Source organism: Amycolatopsis sp. NPDC102389 (genome assembly GCF_044765885.1).
GTDB lineage: Bacteria > Actinomycetota > Actinomycetes > Mycobacteriales > Pseudonocardiaceae > Amycolatopsis.
Window position 1 is genome coordinate 13,284 of sequence record NZ_JBIWKX010000024.1, and the last position, 15,575, is coordinate 28,858.

A 15,575-nucleotide genomic window follows, 5' to 3' on the forward strand; every position below is an offset into this window, starting at 1 on the left:
AGCGTAGACCGCAGGGCGGTTCGCGCGCGACAGAGAAAGGTGGTGCCGGTGAAATGACGATCAACATGATGCTCACGAACCCTGGCACCCGTCTGTCCTGCGTCGCGGAAGTCCCGCAGGCTCAGCGCCAGGGCACCTTCATGCCCGTGAGCATCCTCGCCGCCCGCGGCACCCAGCGTTTCGACCTGAGCTGGATCGCCGCTGACAAAACCTTCACGCACGCTGCCGCCCTCGGTGGAGCGTACGTGAACGGTGGCGTCGATCTGCCGGTCATCAAGCAGTTCCGTGTTCCGTTGTCCCAACGGGAGCGAAGTTCCTGACCTAGTCAGGATCAGAGGCTCACGAAGGCCGCGGAACCGGTTACCGGATCCGCGGCCTTCGTGTTTTTTGCTGCACAAACAAGTTGGCTGCACAACCTAATTGGGGTTCAGCGTTGTCCAGTTCCACCGTGAGTACGAAATCCGTTACGGGACAGAGGAGTGCACTTATGTCATCGGCCATAGCTTTCGCGCCGGGGGAGGCCCTGCCTTTCGCCGACGCCGGAGTCGTCGACCTGCTCGACGCCATCGACTCTCCTGAGTCGATGCTTCCCTGCCGTTCGGGCGACGCGGACCTTTGGTTCGCCGAGTCGCCGGCAGAGCTCGAGCGAGCGAAGGCGTTCTGCGCGGACTGCCCGGTCCGTTCCGCTTGCCTCGCGGGTGCCCTTTCGCGGCGTGAGCCGTGGGGTGTCTGGGGTGGCGAAATCTTCGAGCGTGGCGTTGTCGTCGCGCGGAAGCGGCCCCGTGGCCGCCCCCGGAAGAACCCGGTCGTCGAGCCCGCCGCCGAGGCTCGCCCCGTCGCGCGCAAGGTCGAGCGGAGCGCTGCGGCATGACCGTCGAACTCATCACCACCAGGGATTACGAGGCGCGGACAGGTCACCGGACTCTCGCGCCGGCCAAATTGAACGAGATCAAGGTCGAGGAGACCAGCGAAATGTTGCTTTATGAAGAACTGTCCAGGGCCCGAATACGAGACCTCGAGGAGGGAGTCCGCGCGCAGCGGGCTCGAAGCGGCCCGCGCGCCGCACGCAGGTGGACCAAGGTCGCCCGCTGGGCGACCCGGCGAGCCGAACGCCATCAGGTCTGACCACTCGGGGGAGCGGGGGACCTTTGCTACCGCATGGTGGTAGCAAAGGTCCCCCGCTCCCTTTGGGGCGTGGCGTGGCTCGGGTTGGTGTTCACTGGGGGAATGGCCGTACACACGCATGACGACATCGACTGGGCTGATCGGCTTCGATCGCTTCGCATGGCCGAGGCGCTCGACGCCGAGCCGATGCGGGCGGCGGCTCGGCGGCTGCTGGAGGGCATGCCGGATGGCCCGACCATCCTCGACGTCGGCTGCGGCGCGGGCGGGATGAGCGTGCTCTTCGCCGAGGAGCTCGCCTCCGTCGGTGCCAAGATCGTGCTGGTCGACGCGACCGAACATCTGCTCGCCGAAGCGAGCCGCGTCGTGCGTGCGGCCGCCGGCGATCGGGCCGCCGTCGAGACGGTCCACGCGGACGTGGCCGATGACGGATTGGCCGCCAAGCTTCCTCCCGCCGATCTGGTCTGGGCTTCCCGCGTGGTCCATCACCTGCCCGATCAGCAGGCGGCCATCGACACCCTCGCCCGGCTCGCCCGCGCCGGCGGCCTGGTCGCCATCTGCGAGGGTGGCCTGGACTTCAACTGTCTTCCCTGGGATCTCGGCATCGGCCGGCCCGGGCTCGAGGAGAGGTTGCTCGCCGCGCGCGGTGAGTGGTTCGCCGAGATGCGGGCGGGAATCCCCGGCTCCGTTTCCATGCCCTACGGCTGGAACATCGCGCTGCAGCGGGCCGGCCTCGCCGACGTCGATTCCTTCGGTGTGCTCATCCACCATCCGGCGCCCGGGCCGGAACTGCTGCGCGAGTTCATCGTCGAGCGGCTGACCTGGCTCAACGAGGTGGCAGGCGACCGCCTCGGCGATGACGACCACGAGACCGTGGCCGCGCTGGTGGATCCGGCGAATCCCGCCTTCCTCGGCACACGCCAGGACCTGTTCCTGCAAGGAGCGAAGACGATCCACACCGGACGGCGGTCGTGAGCGACCCGGTCGGCTGCTCGTTGTGCGGCCGGATCCGCGGCGTCGACGAGGAGCCGGCGCAGACGCTCGCCTGGGTTTCCACCCGCGAGAAGGACGTCGTGCGCTGGCTGTGCCCCGCCTGCGCTCGCCGCCACACCCGCGACATCGAGGGAAAGCTGCCGGACGAGTACTGGTGAACCACCTCAGGCGGCGTCGATCCGGCCGATCGTGCGCACCTTCGGCCTCGGTGTCCGCGCCGCTTCGGCGAACGCCCTGACGAGCTCGGCCGCGACTTCCAGCGGGGTCTTCTTCAGCTGGTCGATGGTGCAGCGGACCAGCACGGTGCCGGTCGCGGTCAGCGCCAGCGGATGGAAGTTCGCGGCGCCCTGTTTCGGGGCACGGAATTGCCACGCCATGCCGATGTCGTCCCACCAGGCATCGGCTGTGCCGATGGGCCGCCCTCGTCTGTCGCAGAGCGTCGTGTTCCACGACGGCGAGGGCAGCGGGCAGCCGCTGAGGACCTTCTTCGCCAGCCCATGCGCGTACGTCTCTTCGGGATCGAGACGCCGCAAGGCCGCCCGGACCGCGGCTGAACCCCGCCGATTGCCGGAATCGAGCTCCTCGCTGAGCTCCTCGAGCGTGCAGAGACCCCAATACAGCGGAAGCGCGATCAGCTCGTTTATTCGTGTGGGATCGAGCTCCAATCGGGCCAGATCGAGCGCGGCCCTGGCCGGCGGGGCGAACGGAACACCGTCGATCAAGGTCGGCGGCGGCATCCGGGTGGTTCTTCGCGGCAGCATGCCGGGCTCCGCGGGCACGCGTCGGTAGTCGGGGACAAGGAGATGGACCTCCCGTGTCACCGGGCAGTCGACGCCGCGTGCGCGTAGCGCGTCGACGCCCGTCACCACCACGTCCGGCCCGAACCGCGCGACAGCGGCTTGCAACAGCTGAAACCGGGTGGGCGCGGCGTCGCGCAACAGGATCACGCCCGGCAGCAGCCTTCGCCAGGGGCCGCCCGGGCCACAGAGCTTCGCGGCGTAACGCGCGGTGACGCCCGCCTTCCGCAGCTCGCGGCTGGTGACGATCCCGGATTCGCTGGTGTTACTGAGCGCCATGAGTCGGGCGCTTCGTGTGATGGTCATGAATCGAGAATGACCGCTGCTCCGACCGGGTGGAACCACTTCCGCGAAGTTGTGGACAACTCGCCCGGGCGAGCCCCTTTTCGGCTCAGTCGCGAGATTCCCTGTGGATAACTTCTCAGGCCGCGAAGCCCGGTTGCCACCGTTCGACGATCGCGCGGGCGGGGATCTCCGCGTCGAGCTGGCAGAGAATGCCGGTCGATCCGGCGGTCACCCGGTGGATCATCAGGTACTCGGGCGGCAGATTGAGGGAGCGGCCGATCCGGAAGTCGCGGCCGCGGGTGTCGCCGACCCGGCCCGCCTGCCGTTGCATCCAGCGGCGGGTGAAGTGGAACGTGTCGCCCGCCAGCGGTTCGGTGAACGGCGCCAGGTACGCGAGCACGTCGTCGGCCCGCAGATCCGCGTCGGCCCGGATGAAGCCGGACTCCCTGAGCAGCCGCATGAGTTTCGCGGACTCGCCGTCGAGCGCCAGCCTGGTCATCTCGCCGAGGTGCTGCGGGATCCCCTCGGGCAGCCGGGACACCCCGCCGAAGTCGATGACGCACAGCCTGCCGTCGGCGGTCAGCATGAAGTTGCCGGGGTGCGGGTCCGAATGCAGGAGGCGGGCCCGTTCCGGCGAAGAGTAGTGGAATTCGGTGAGCAGACGCCCCGCGCGATCCCGTGCCTCTTTGTCGCCGCCGGCGATGATCTTCGACAGCGGGGTCCCGGTGGCCCACTCCGTGACGACGACCTTCGGCGCGCTGGCGACCACGCGGGGGATCAGGAACCCGGGGACACCTTCGAACGCCTTCACGAAAGCACGCTGATTCTGGGCTTCCGCCTGGTAGTCGAGCTCTTCGTTCATCCGCTCGGCGAGTTCCGCCAGGAGTGGTTTCACCTCGGTCCCCGGCACGAAGGCCTGGAACAGCCTGCTGAACCGCTGCAGCTGTCGGAGGTCGCTCCGCAAGGCGTCGTCGGCACCGGGATATTGCACTTTGACGGCGACTTCGCGACCGTCGTGCCAGGTCGCACGGTGGACCTGGCCGATGCTCGCGGACGCGGCGGGCTCGTCGTCGAAGGCCGCGAACCGCTGCTGCCAGGTACGCCCCAGCTGCTCGGCGAGGACCCGGTGGGTCTGCCGTGTGGGCATGGGCGGCGCGGCGGCCTGAAGCTTCGTCAGGGCCTCGCGATAGGGCTTCGCCATGTCGTCCGGCACCGCGGCCTCGAAGACGCTCAGCGCTTGGCCGAACTTCATCGCGCCGCCCTTGAGCGTGCCGAGTACCTCGAAGAGCTGCTCAGCCGCCTTGGCCGACAGCGTCGCGTTGACCTCTTCGGCGCTTTGCCCGGTCAGCCGCCTGCCCCAGCCTCCGACCGCCCGTCCCGCTATGCCGAGTGGGATGCTGGCCAGCTTCGCCGTTCGCGCGGCCCCGTTGCGGGGGATGGCGCCTTCACGGTCCTCGGCGTTGCGGGAGTCGGTCACCCTCGCGATTCTGCCTTGATTCACTCCGCCCGCGCAGCCTGTTGTGGGAGTGTGTGTGGGCTACATCGCTTGCCGTATCAGCGAGCGCCGCATCCGCATCCGGTGTGCGGCGGCCAGTCGCGGTGCCGGATCGTGCCGTCGAAGAAGTCGATCTCCAGCGTTGCGTTCCACGCGGGCGGAGCCTGGTCGCCGGGGGACAGGAGCCGGAGCGCCTGTGCGGCGGCGAGCGCGGCGCACGCGTGGACGGTGCCGAGGTCCGGCTGCTGCACCCGTCCCGCGAGCTGGCTCGCCACCCTCGGCCAGGAATCGTCGCGGCCGGCCCGGTGCAGGTCGGCGCAGCGCAGGCAGCTGCTGCGCCCGGGCACCACGAGCGGACCGACGATGCCGATCCCGTCCCGGACGCGCACAGGCAGGTGGTTGACCCCGTCACGGACGAGCTCCTCGACCAGTTCGGGAGCCGGGACCACGGCGTCGGTGAGCAGGACGAGCTCAGGACGGCGGTCCGAATAGAGCCGGGTGGTCGCCGTGTCGGCCCCGGTGCGGTGCACCACCTGAGCCAGCGCCTCCCGGCGTGGCATGCCGATTTCGGCTTCGGTGTAGCCCGAGCCCAGGTCGCGTTCGAGAACCGTGCCCGAGGCCCGGACGTCGATATGCCCCACTCCGCCGTTGGCGAGCAGGACGGCGATGGCCGCGGCCAGCCTGCCGTCGCCGTGGATCGCCACCGCGGTGCGTCTGCGGCGCGCCGTCATCGCGGCCTGATGGTGGCGGGCGCGAAGCGACCAGAGTCCGGTCTCCGGTCTGGGTCTCGGATGTCGTTCGGACTGCCCTGCGTCGGTCACGAGCCCCCGGGCCGTCAGGTCCGTCATCAGGTCCCGCAGCTGTTCGTCGTGTTCGCTCTGCGCGAGCACGATGTCGTCCGCGGCCCGTTTCCCGTCGAGCCCGCGGACCGCTTCGGCCACCTCGGTGGCGACTCCGGCGATCACCACGGCGTGTGCCGGGTCGAGGCCGATCTGGATCTCGCCGTTTCCCCGTTCCAGCACATCCAGGCCGGGAAGCAGGGTGGGGAAGGCGGGAAGGATGATCGATCGCAGATCCGGTTCGCGCAGGTTCATGATCACAGGATCGCACTCACCCGGCGGCCAGCCGCCCGAAAGAACGCGAGTTATCCACAGGTTGGCCCCGTTGTGGACAACTGGAGGCTGTGACCTTTCGGCTCTCGGAGTTGTCGGTGACTGGCCTTACCGTGGTCGAGTGGTCGAAGCACGGACGCCCTCATTGAGGGGCCGGGACACGACGAATCCGTCGGACACTCCCGAACACAAGGTCGAGGTACGGCGTAGCCAACGCCGTCACCGGACCGTCACCGCGTACTGGGACGAGGACACCCTCGTCGTGCTGATCCCTGCCCGGATGACCCGGGCCGAGGAAAAGCACTGGGTTGCCGAGATGCAGCGCAAGCTGCTGCGCAAGGGCCCGCGGCAGGCCGCACCGCCGAAGGCCTCCGACGAGGCGCTGCTGGCACGCTGCGCCGTGCTCTCGGCGAAGTATCTGGACGGAAAGGCGATACCCGCGAGCGTTCGCTGGGTCCCGCCGATGAGGACGAGGTGGGCCTCCTGCACGCCGGTCGACGCGACGATCAGGGTCAGTGATCGTCTGCGCCGGGTGCCGGGCTGGGTGCTGGACTACGTCCTCGTGCACGAACTCGCGCATTTGAAGGAACCAGGGCACAACGCGGCGTTCTGGGAGCTCGTTCGCCGTTATCCCAAGACCGAACGCGCCATCGGCTACCTGGAGGGCTTGTCCTCCGCCGCCGGTTGGGGCATCGCGGCGGAGGACTGACGTGCCTCAGCTCTGGTCTTCGTCGCCCTTGGGCTTGTTCTTCTCGCGCTCGGCGCGTTCGATCTCGGCGATCGGGTCGATGCCTTCCAGCGTCGACTCGCCGTCGCCGAGACGTTCGGAGAAGTCGAGCGGCTCGTCGAGGTCTTCGGCGGTCGGCATCAGGTCGGGGTGGGACCAGAGGCCGTCCCGCTTCTCGATGCCGTGCTGGTCGCCGACGAGTTTCCACAGCGAGGAAGCCGCCCGCATCCGCCTGGGCCGGAGCTCGAGCCCGACCAAGGTGGCGAACGTCTGCTCGGCGGGGCCGCCGGTGGCCCGGCGGCGGCGCAGCGTCTCCCGGAGCGCGTCCGCGCCCGGAAGCCGGTCGCCGATGGCCTCGGCGACCACGACGTCGACCCAGCCTTCGACCAGCGCGAGCAGGGTCTCCAGGCGGTTCAGGGCCGCCTTCTGCTCAGGCGACGTTTGCGGCTCGAGAAGGCCGGAGGACATGGCCTCTTCGATGCTGGCCGGGTTCGACGGGTCGATCTGGCCCGCGAGCTGCTCGAGCGCCGAAGTGTCGACGGAGATGCCGTTCGCGAATTCCTCGACCGTGGCCAGCAGCCGCTGCCGCAGCCAGGGCACGTGGGCGAACAGCCGCTGGTGGGCGGCTTCGCGTGCGGCGATGAAGACCAGCACCTCGCTGGTCGGCAGCTCCAGGCCCTCGGTGAACTTCTCGATGTTCGCCGGCAGCAGCGCGGAGGTGGCCGCGGGGCCCAGCGGAAGGCCGACCTCGGTGGAGGTGAGCACTTCGGAAGCCAACTGAGCCAGGGCGTTACCGAGCTGGGAGCCGAAGGCCATCCCGCCCATCTGCCCCATCATCGAGAGAAGAGGCCCGGCGGCTTGCTTGGCCTCGTCCGGAAGGGCCTGGACCCACGCGCCCGAGACCTGCTGGGCGACGGGGTCGCAGAGGCGCTGCCAGGTCGGCAGGGTCTTCTCGACCCAGGTGCGCGCGGACCACGCGACAGTCGACGTGGCTCCGGCAGGCAGGATCGTCGCGGCGTCGAGCCACAGCTCCGCCAGGTGGGCGGCGTCGCGGACGGCCGTGCTCGAGTCACCGCCGCTGGAGGACGAAAAGCCGAGCTTGACGTCTCCGCTCTCGCTACCGCTGAGGTTCTGCAACGCGATCTGTTTCGCCAGGTCATAGTTGACCGGCCCGGTCGAGCTGCCGGCCTGGCTGAGCATCTGGCCCAGCTGGCTGAGCATCTGACCGAGCTGATTGAAGGCCTCGGCGCCGGAGGGCTGGCCGCCGGAGTCCGACGGCTCGTTCTCGCCTCGTTTGTCGGGATCGGGCGGTCCGAAGCCGAACGGGGGTTTGCTCATGGCACCACCGTACGCGGGTCCCGGGATTCACAGCTCGTCAAGTGGAGTGATGAGCGTGGCCTTCACCGAGAAGCGAACACGGTCACCGTACGCTGTCACGCGTGACAGAGCCCTCGGAGGAGACCACAGGAGCGCGGAGCCGTGCGGGCTCGGCGGGTGACCAGGACCGCTCCGAACGGCGGCTGACCCGGCGCGGCTGGACGATGCTGGTCAGCGGCACGTTGTTCGTCGCCTTCGCGCTGGTCGGGTTCTTCATCCCGGTGCCGTATGTGGCGATCAGCCCTGGCCCGACCTACGACACCCTCGGCAAGGACGCCGCCGGGCAGTCCGTGATCCAGGTCAACGGGCACGAGATCTTCCAGACCTCCGGCGAACTGCGGATGACGACGGTCTCCCTGCGCGATGGCGGCATCACGCTGTTCAACGCGCTCGGGCTCTGGGCGAGCGGCCGGTACGCGCTGGCGCCGCGCGAGGAGTATTTCAAGCCAGGCGAGACCAACGAGCAGGTCCGCCAGGAGAACATTCAGCAGCTGCAGGACTCGCAGACCGCTGCTCAGGTCGCCGCGCTGCGCCGCAAGTTCCCGGTGAAGGTGCTCGCGAAAACGATCGTCTCCGGCAGTCCGGCGGACAAGGTGCTCGCCCCTGGAGACCGGCTCCTGGTGGTCAACGGGGCGACGGTCAAGGAAGCGACCGACGTGCGGGCCGCGCTGAACGGGACGAAGCCCGGGCAGACCGTCCAGATCACTTTCAAATCCGACGGGCAGGCCGAACGCACCGTGCCGCTCACGCTCGCGCAGCGACCCGACGGCCCGGAAGGTTTCATGGGCCTGACCGCGGTGGACCGCGCCGACGTTCCCTTTGACGTGAAGATCTCGCTGCAGGACGTCGGCGGCCCGTCGGCCGGCCTGATGTTCGCGCTCGCGATCGTCGACAAGATGGAGCCTGGCGACCTCGCCGGTGGCAGGCACATCGCCGGGACGGGCGAGATCTCGGAGAAGGGCGTCGTCGGCGCGATCGGCGGCATCTCGTTCAAGGTGGTCGGCGCTCGCGAGGCCGGCGCCACCGACTTCCTCGTGCCCGCGCACAACTGCGCCGAGGCGAAGACCGCCGCGCCCGATGGCCTGAACCTGATCAAGGTCTCCACGCTGGACGAGGCGATCGCGCAGCTCGAGAACCTCAAGGCCGGACGGCCCACCGCCTCCTGCTGACCGCCCGAGAGAGCAAGGGACCTTTGCTACCGCCCGGCGTGCGTCTCGGCAGGTGGTAGCAAAGGTCCCTTGCTCTCTTTTCGCAGGTCAGGGCAGCAGGGTCGCCTTCAGGGCTTCCAGCAGGTTGGGAGCCAGCTCCGGGTTCTCGATGATCTCGTCGACCGGGACGTCGCCGGGCTCGTCGGTCTTTCCCGCGCCGCGAAGCCGCATTACGCAGGCTCCGGCGCCATCCCGCAGGACGGCCGCGACAAGCCGGGCTTCGGTCCGGCGCGGGTGGTCGGCGGCCGCTTGACGCAGGCGTTCGGCATCGGTCTCGGGCACGACGGGAAGCTCGGCTTCGGCATCCGGCGGCAGCACGATGATCTCCTGCGCGAGCGCGCAGCCCAGGACCAGATCGGGCCACGCGATCTGTGCCAGCGCTTCACCCAGGTCACCATCCGGCAGCGACTCCTGCGCGACCGGCGTCAGCGGGGCCGACGGGTCGAGCTGTCCGGCCAGTTCGGGCTGCTCGTCCAGCAGTGCCGCGGTCGGGACCAGCGCGAACAACTGCGGCGGCTGATCCCATCCTCCGGAGGCGACGAACTCCTCGACTTCGCGGGCCAGGCCGGCCACGCCCTGCTGCTCACTCGGTGCCATTGGCACATCGTTCCAGGCGGCCGGGACAGCGGCGTTCCGAGTCCGGTTTGGGCGGGTTCCGGGAACTTCCGACGGCATCCGTAGAGTTAGAGCATCAGGGGCCGCACGCGGTACGCGAGCCCCCGCGAAAAGTTCACCAAACCAGGAGCGTGTGCAGTGGCCACTCGGCCCCCCGTGAGCCTGCCGAAGCTGTCCCGGCGCAGCCGGATCCTGCTCATCATCGCCGCCGTAGTCATCCTGGCCCTGCTGCTGGGCGCAAGACTGCTGGACACCTATGTCGACTGGTTGTGGTTCGGCGAGGTCGGCGCCCGGACGGTTTTCAGCACGGTGTTGATCACCCGTGTCGTCTTGTTCTTCGCCGTCGGGCTCCTGGTGGGAGGCTCGCTCGCGATCAGTTTGATGATCGCGTACCGGTCGCGGCCCGTCTTCGTGCCGATTTCCGGCAACGACGATCCGCTCGCGCGCTACCGGTCGGCGATCGTCGGCCGGATCCGCCTGTTCGGCATCGGCATCCCGGTGCTCACCGGCCTCATCGCCGGCGCGTCCGCGCAGAGCGACTGGCAGGTCGTGCAGCTGTTCCTGAACGGGACGCCCTTCGGGCAGACCGATCCCGAATTCGGCAATGACGTCGGCTTCTACGCCTTCGACCTGCCGTTCTACAACTGGCTCCTGGGCTGGCTGTTCATCTCGGTCGTCATCGCGTTCTTCGGCGCGCTGATCTCGCACTACATCTTCGGTGGCATCCGGCTCGCGGGTAAGGGCGGCCAGCTCGCCGGCCCGACCCGAGCCCAGCTCGCCATCACCATCGGCATCTTCGTGCTGCTGAAGGCGGTCGAGTACTTCTTCGATCGCTACAACCTGCTGCTCTCCGACCGGGGGGCGCCCCTCTTCATCGGCGCGACCTACACCGACCTGAACGCGGTCCTGCCCGCGAAGCTGATCCTTCTGTGCATCTCGGTGATCTGTGCCGTCGCGTTCTTCGCCGGCGCGTTCCTGCGCAACCTGCAGCTGCCCGCGATCGCGCTGGTGCTGCTGATCCTGTCGAACGTGCTCGTCGGCGTCGCGTGGCCCGCCGTGCTCGACCAGTTCTCGGTGCGTCCCAACGCGAACGAGAAGGAATCCGCGTCGATCCAGCGCAACATGGACGCGACTCGCCAGGCGTTCGGCCTGACCAACGTCGAGTACAAGGACTACACCGGAAAGTCCGAGGCGACCTCCGCGGAGATCAAGGCGGACAAGGGGACGGTCCCGAACATCCGGCTCCTCGACCCGAACATCCTCAGTGACACCTTCACCCAGCGCGTCGGCCGTGAGAACTTCTACGGCTTCCCGTCGAAGCTGGACATCGACCGCTACACCCTCAACGGTGTCACGCAGGACTACATCGTCGCGGCCAAGGAGATCAAGACCGAAGGCCTCACCGGCAACCAGACGAACTGGATCAACAAGCACCTCGTGTACACGCACGGAAACGGGTTCGTCGCCGCGCCGGCCAACACGATCGACCGTGCGCTGAAGGACGCCAACTCCGACGGCGGTTACCCGATCGCCACGACCAGCGACACCCAGAACCCGGCGGGGGCAGGCTCGACCGACCCCAACAAGCCGGGCATCAAGGTGGACGAGCCCCGCATTTACTACGGCGAGCTGGCGACGGACGCCGCGTACGCGATCGTCGGGGGCAAGGCGGGGCAGGCGCCCGGCGAATACGACACCGCCGTCGACCGCGCCTACATCTACAAGGGCTCCGGCGGCGTGCCGATCGACAACTGGTTCAACCGGCTCGTCTTCGCCGCCGAGTACGGCGAGCGGAACATCCTGTTCTCCGACGCCATCGGTGACGGATCCAAGATCATGTTCAACCGCGAACCGCGGGACCGCGTCGCCAAGGTCGCCCCGTGGCTGACCCTCGACGGCGACCCGTATCCGGCGGTCGTCAACGGCAAGATCATCTGGATCGTCGACGGCTACACGACGATGAACAACTTCCCGTACGCCCAGCAGACCCAGCTCGGCCAGGCGACCAACGACTCGCTCAGCGGCACCACCCGTCAGGCGAACTCCTCGCTCAACTACATCCGCAACTCGGTCAAGGCCACCGTCGACGCGTTCGACGGCACCGTGACCCTGTACGGGGTCGAGGACAACGAGCCGGTGCTCAACGCCTGGAAGAACGTCTTCCCGGGCCTGGTCAAGCCGAGCAGCGAGATCTCGCCGGACCTGCGGTCGCACTTCCGCTACCCCGAAGACCTCTTCAAGGTGCAGCGCGAACTCCTGTCGAAGTACCACGTGAACAACCCGGCGGAGTTCTACGCGCAGCAGGCCTTCTGGAGCGTTCCGCAGGACCCGACGCAGGAAGGCGGCGTGAACGCGTCCGCTTCCGGGGTCGCGAACCAGCCCGGCTACTACGTCCTGGCCACCGCGCCGGGCGACAACAAGTCGCGGTTCCAGCTCACCAGCTCGCTGACCGGTCTCCAACGGCAGTACCTGGCGGCCTGGATGTCGGTGTCCTCGGATCCCGAGGACTACGGGAAGATGCGCGTCCTGAGACTGCCGACAGGCGCCAGTGGCTCCACCCAGGTGGACGGTCCCGTCCAGGTCCAGAACAGATTCCAAAGTGACCCGCGGGTCGCGCAGGACCGGACCCTGTTCAACAACCCGAACGTCACGGTCACGTACGGAAACCTGATCACTCTCCCGGTCGCCAACGGCTTCCTCTACGTGGAACCGGTCTACATCCGGCAGCGGAACCAGCTGAGCTATCCGCAGCTGGCCCGGGTCCTGGTCTCCTACGGCACCAAGATCGGTTTCGCGCCGACGCTCAACGAAGCCCTGGATCAGGTCTTCGGAGCCGGCACGGGTTCCGGGGTCACGCCGCCACAGACCGGAGGCACGCCCGGAACGACCACGCCGCCCCCGGGCACCACGACGCCGCAGCCGCCCGCCAGCGGCAACCCGGCGCTCGACAAGGCCGCGGGCGACATGCACGACGCCTGGGTCAAGTTCCGCGCCGCCCAGCAATCGGGCAACTACGCCGACCAGGGTGCCGCCCTGGCCGCGCTCGAAGCCGCTTCGAAGGCCTACGAGTCGGCCAAGGCCAGCCCGCCGGCATCCGGTGCGCCGCCGACCTCCGGCCAGCCCGGAGGGTGACGTCGCTTACCTAAAGGGCACCTGCTTTGCGCCTGCTCGAAACGCAGGCGTAAGGTAGGTGTCACGACGCGGGGTGGAGCAGCTCGGTAGCTCGCTGGGCTCATAACCCAGAGGTCGCAGGTTCAAATCCTGTCCCCGCTACAGAGGTAGGAGGCCCGTGTCTGCGGATTGCGCAGACCGGGCCTCCTTCGTATTTGTCCCGGGGGTCGAACCCCCGGACCCCCGCCAGGGAGGCTCCGCCCCCTGGACCCCCGGAGTGAGTTGGTCGCCTAGGTGCCCAGGTGGCGACGGGAGCAAGGGACCTTTGCTACCACCGGGGGGAGCGGGGGACCTTTGCTACCGCGTGGGGGTGGGGGCGACCCAGCAGGCATAGCCGTCGGGGCGGTACAGGACGGCCTCAGTGGACGGCCACGGTAGCGCTGTGACCAGCTGGGTGGTCAGGCGTGGGGAGCGGGTGTGGGCCCGGGCGCTGTCTACGTGGGCCTGAGTGGTCGTCAGGAGCACGAAGCCGCCGTTGCGGAAGAGCGTGCTGGGGCGCAACGGGCCGTCTTCGGTCGCGACCTCCTGGTCGGTCAGCCGCGAGCCGAGCGCGGGGTGCGCCGTTCCATGGGTCGCGTAGCGGATCCCGAGGCCGGACACCATGCCCGAGAGGTGCTTGCTCACCTCGGGCAGTTCGGCCAGGTCGGCGAAAACGGCGCGAAGCGCGCGAGACTGGTGAGACCGCGGAGTCAGCCCCAGCTGTGCGGCGACGTTGTGCAGGACTTGTGCGCCGACGGGGTGCCGCTCGGCCTCGTAGGTGTCGAGCAGGTCGTCACCCGCCCAGCCGTGCACCGTCGCGGCGAGCTTCCAGCCGAGGTTCATGGCGTCCTGCACGCCCAGGTTCAATCCCTGGCCGCCGGCCGGGAAATGGATGTGCGCGGCATCGCCTGCCAGCAGCACCCGTCCGGCGCGGTAGTGCTCCGCCTGCCGTGCCGCGTCGGAGAACTGTGACGCCCAACGGATTTCCGACACCGTCGCTGTCTCACCGTACGAGTCCAGCAGCGCCCGCCGGACCTCATCGTGGGAGACGGCGGACCGGAGGTCCGCGGGTCGCGAGGCCCTGTCGCCGTACACGAAGCGGTAGAGGCCCGGTTCTCCCAACGGAATCAGGCCTTTGAACGTGGTCGCACCGGTCGGCTCACCGGTGTTCCGCATCGTTCGCCACTGTTTTTGCGCGCCGTCAGGGATTTTGTCGAACAGGACGTCCGCGACCATGCCGAAACCTTCACCGTCCACTCCGGGAAAGTCCACGCCGAGTCCTTTGCGCACAACACTTCGAGAGCCGTCGCAGCCGACGAGGAACTTCGCGTTCAGCCGGTTCACGCCACCGTCTGTTCGGTACCGGACAGAGACAGAGTCCTTGTCCTGCACGAAATCGATTACTTCGGCGCCTTGGACCACCTTCGTTCCTTGTGTGGCAAGCCGTTCCTCCAGGTACTCCTCGACCTGTGCCTGCGGAATTCCCAGCTGGAAAGGGAAACGGGTGTCCCAGCCGTCGTAGCGGACCGGGATCATCGCGAAATGTCCGTCTTGCACCGTCGCGAACGAACGCTCCCCTGCGCCGTCCAGAAGTCCGCGCAGCTCCAGCACTTCCGCCGTACGGGGCTGCAGGTTCAGCGCTTTCGACAGCCCTGTGCGCTCGTGAAGCCGTTCCAGAACCACGACATCGACACCGGCGAGCGCGAGTTCGTGGGCCAGCAGCAGCCCCGTCGGCCCCGCGCCGGCCACGACCACGTCCGTCCCCAGGTTGTTCATACCACTCCTTAACGACGTTAAATTGACTGACGCCCAGGGTGCCCTTAACATCGTTAAATTGTCAAGGCGCTTCTGCGGGAAAGAGGGATGAAAGTGGGTCTGACCAGGCAGGACATCGTCCGCGCCGGGCTTCGGCTGCTCAATGACGTCGGGCTCAACGGGCTGACGCTCCGCCTGATCGCACAGGAACTCGGCGTCAAGGCGCCCGCGCTGTACTGGCATGTGAAGAACAAGCAGGAGCTGCTCGACGAGATGGCGACGCGGATGTACGCCGACGCGATGCCCAACCGGGTGCCGGAAGGTATGGGGGAAAGGGACTCTCTTGAGCTGGCGGCACGGGGTTTGCGCCGGATGATGCTCGCTTACCGTGACGGTGCGAAGGTCTTCGCCGGGACTTTTCTGACCGACGACAGCCTGCTCGGTGACAATCCGCTGCAGGCCCGCGTCGACGCGGGGCTCGAACCGTACCTGGTCGGCCGAGCGTTGTTCACCGTCTACAGCTACGTCGTCGGTTTCACCATCGAAGAACAGGCGGTTTATCCGGTTCCGGGCGAACGGGATCCGCGTTACGACGTCACGCCCTCGCCGTGGGTCTTCGACGAGGACGTCGAAGGCAGGTTCGGCGACGGGCTGACCATGGTGCTCGACGGCGCCTTCGCTTGGCTGGACGACAAAGCCGCGTCATAAAGGCAGGTCAAAGGCCCTTTGAAGAGTTAAGGGCACCCCCCTGAAACCCGGTTCGGCCCCCGTGTAATCTATTAACACAACGACGCGGGGTGGAGCAGCTCGGTAGCTCGCTGGGCTCATAACCCAGAGGTCGCAGGTTCAAATCCTGTCCCCGCTACAGAGAAAACGAAGCGCGGAAATTCCGCAAAACAAAAAACACCCAAAAAACTATTAAACTAAAAACGCCCAAAC

At 67.8% G+C, this 15,575-nt stretch carries 15 protein-coding genes and 2 tRNA genes; 11 read left to right on the plus strand and 6 right to left on the minus strand.

The annotated features are described in order from the left end of the window. Positions 1 to 53: 53 nt before the first annotated feature. The 5 genes from ACIRGA_RS21025 (at position 54) to ACIRGA_RS21045 (ending at position 2,273) form a co-directional block, all read left to right on the plus strand. Entirely contained in the window at positions 54 to 320 is a 267-nt protein-coding gene (locus tag ACIRGA_RS21025; RefSeq protein WP_400943264.1) for a hypothetical protein, read from the plus strand. 167 nt (positions 321 to 487) lie between these two features. Further along, positions 488 to 871, plus strand: coding sequence for a WhiB family transcriptional regulator (locus ACIRGA_RS21030; RefSeq protein ID WP_007033873.1), 384 nt, complete (start codon positions 488 to 490; stop codon positions 869 to 871). Then, positions 868 to 1,125, plus strand: a complete 258-nt coding sequence (locus ACIRGA_RS21035; protein ID WP_400943267.1) for a hypothetical protein — start codon at positions 868 to 870, stop codon at positions 1,123 to 1,125. Before ACIRGA_RS21030 ends, ACIRGA_RS21035 begins: the two co-directional genes overlap by 4 nt. Before the next feature lie 102 nt (positions 1,126 to 1,227). After that, positions 1,228 to 2,097, plus strand: coding sequence for a class I SAM-dependent methyltransferase (locus ACIRGA_RS21040; RefSeq protein ID WP_400943269.1), 870 nt, complete (start codon positions 1,228 to 1,230; stop codon positions 2,095 to 2,097). Next, entirely contained in the window at positions 2,094 to 2,273 is a 180-nt protein-coding gene (locus ACIRGA_RS21045) for a hypothetical protein (protein WP_400943272.1), read from the plus strand. The genes ACIRGA_RS21040 and ACIRGA_RS21045 overlap by 4 nt, the downstream gene beginning before the upstream one ends. A gap of 6 nt (positions 2,274 to 2,279) precedes the next feature. On the opposite strand, the gene ACIRGA_RS21050 is transcribed toward ACIRGA_RS21045, so the two are convergent. The 3 genes from ACIRGA_RS21050 to ACIRGA_RS21060 all read right to left on the minus strand — a co-directional run bounded on the left by ACIRGA_RS21050 (position 2,280) and on the right by ACIRGA_RS21060 (position 5,786). Beyond that, the gene (locus ACIRGA_RS21050; protein WP_400943521.1) at positions 2,280 to 3,191 is read right to left on the minus strand and encodes a hypothetical protein; all 912 of its coding nucleotides are present in this window, start codon (positions 3,189 to 3,191) and stop codon (positions 2,280 to 2,282) included. A 142-nt stretch (positions 3,192 to 3,333) separates the two neighbouring features. Further along, positions 3,334 to 4,674: an ABC1 kinase family protein gene (locus ACIRGA_RS21055; protein ID WP_400943275.1), complete on the minus strand. Its 1,341-nt coding sequence runs from the start codon at positions 4,672 to 4,674 to the stop codon at positions 3,334 to 3,336. A gap of 77 nt (positions 4,675 to 4,751) precedes the next feature. Continuing rightward, the gene (locus tag ACIRGA_RS21060; protein WP_400943278.1) at positions 4,752 to 5,786 is read right to left on the minus strand and encodes a hypothetical protein; all 1,035 of its coding nucleotides are present in this window, start codon (positions 5,784 to 5,786) and stop codon (positions 4,752 to 4,754) included. A gap of 163 nt (positions 5,787 to 5,949) precedes the next feature. Here ACIRGA_RS21060 and ACIRGA_RS21065 point away from each other — a divergent pair, with 163 nt between their 5' ends. Further along, a complete protein-coding gene (locus tag ACIRGA_RS21065) occupies positions 5,950 to 6,513 on the plus strand; it encodes a M48 family metallopeptidase (protein ID WP_016331633.1) in 564 nt (187 codons plus the stop codon). Positions 6,514 to 6,519: 6 nt separating this feature from the next. Here the strand turns inward: ACIRGA_RS21065 and ACIRGA_RS21070 are convergent, their stop codons facing one another. After that, positions 6,520 to 7,869, minus strand: a complete 1,350-nt coding sequence (locus ACIRGA_RS21070; RefSeq protein WP_400943281.1) for a zinc-dependent metalloprotease — start codon at positions 7,867 to 7,869, stop codon at positions 6,520 to 6,522. A 203-nt stretch (positions 7,870 to 8,072) separates the two neighbouring features. Between ACIRGA_RS21070 and ACIRGA_RS21075 the strand changes: the two genes are divergently transcribed. Continuing rightward, positions 8,073 to 9,077 carry a PDZ domain-containing protein gene (locus ACIRGA_RS21075; protein ID WP_400943524.1) on the plus strand — a complete coding sequence of 335 codons (1,005 nt, stop codon included), beginning with the start codon at positions 8,073 to 8,075 and terminating at the stop codon, positions 9,075 to 9,077. Positions 9,078 to 9,164: 87 nt separating this feature from the next. Here the strand turns inward: ACIRGA_RS21075 and ACIRGA_RS21080 are convergent, their stop codons facing one another. Then, positions 9,165 to 9,713 carry a PPA1309 family protein gene (locus ACIRGA_RS21080; protein WP_400943284.1) on the minus strand — a complete coding sequence of 183 codons (549 nt, stop codon included), beginning with the start codon at positions 9,711 to 9,713 and terminating at the stop codon, positions 9,165 to 9,167. Between the two features lie 156 nt (positions 9,714 to 9,869). Between ACIRGA_RS21080 and ACIRGA_RS21085 the strand changes: the two genes are divergently transcribed. Together ACIRGA_RS21085 and ACIRGA_RS21090 are read left to right on the plus strand one after the other, a co-directional pair. Next, positions 9,870 to 12,863, plus strand: a complete 2,994-nt coding sequence (locus ACIRGA_RS21085) for a UPF0182 family protein (RefSeq protein ID WP_400943287.1) — start codon at positions 9,870 to 9,872, stop codon at positions 12,861 to 12,863. A gap of 67 nt (positions 12,864 to 12,930) precedes the next feature. Next, positions 12,931 to 13,004: transfer RNA gene (locus ACIRGA_RS21090), tRNA-Met, on the plus strand. Between the two features lie 195 nt (positions 13,005 to 13,199). Here the strand turns inward: ACIRGA_RS21090 and ACIRGA_RS21095 are convergent. After that, complete coding sequence (locus ACIRGA_RS21095; protein WP_400943290.1) at positions 13,200 to 14,657, minus strand: FAD-dependent monooxygenase; 1,458 nt, start codon at positions 14,655 to 14,657, stop codon at positions 13,200 to 13,202. A 93-nt stretch (positions 14,658 to 14,750) separates the two neighbouring features. On the opposite strand from ACIRGA_RS21095, the gene ACIRGA_RS21100 reads away from it, so the two are divergent. Then, the gene (locus ACIRGA_RS21100) at positions 14,751 to 15,344 is read left to right on the plus strand and encodes a TetR/AcrR family transcriptional regulator C-terminal domain-containing protein (protein ID WP_400943527.1); all 594 of its coding nucleotides are present in this window, start codon (positions 14,751 to 14,753) and stop codon (positions 15,342 to 15,344) included. 83 nt (positions 15,345 to 15,427) lie between these two features. Next, positions 15,428 to 15,501: transfer RNA gene (locus ACIRGA_RS21105), tRNA-Met, on the plus strand. Positions 15,502 to 15,575 lie beyond the last annotated feature (74 nt).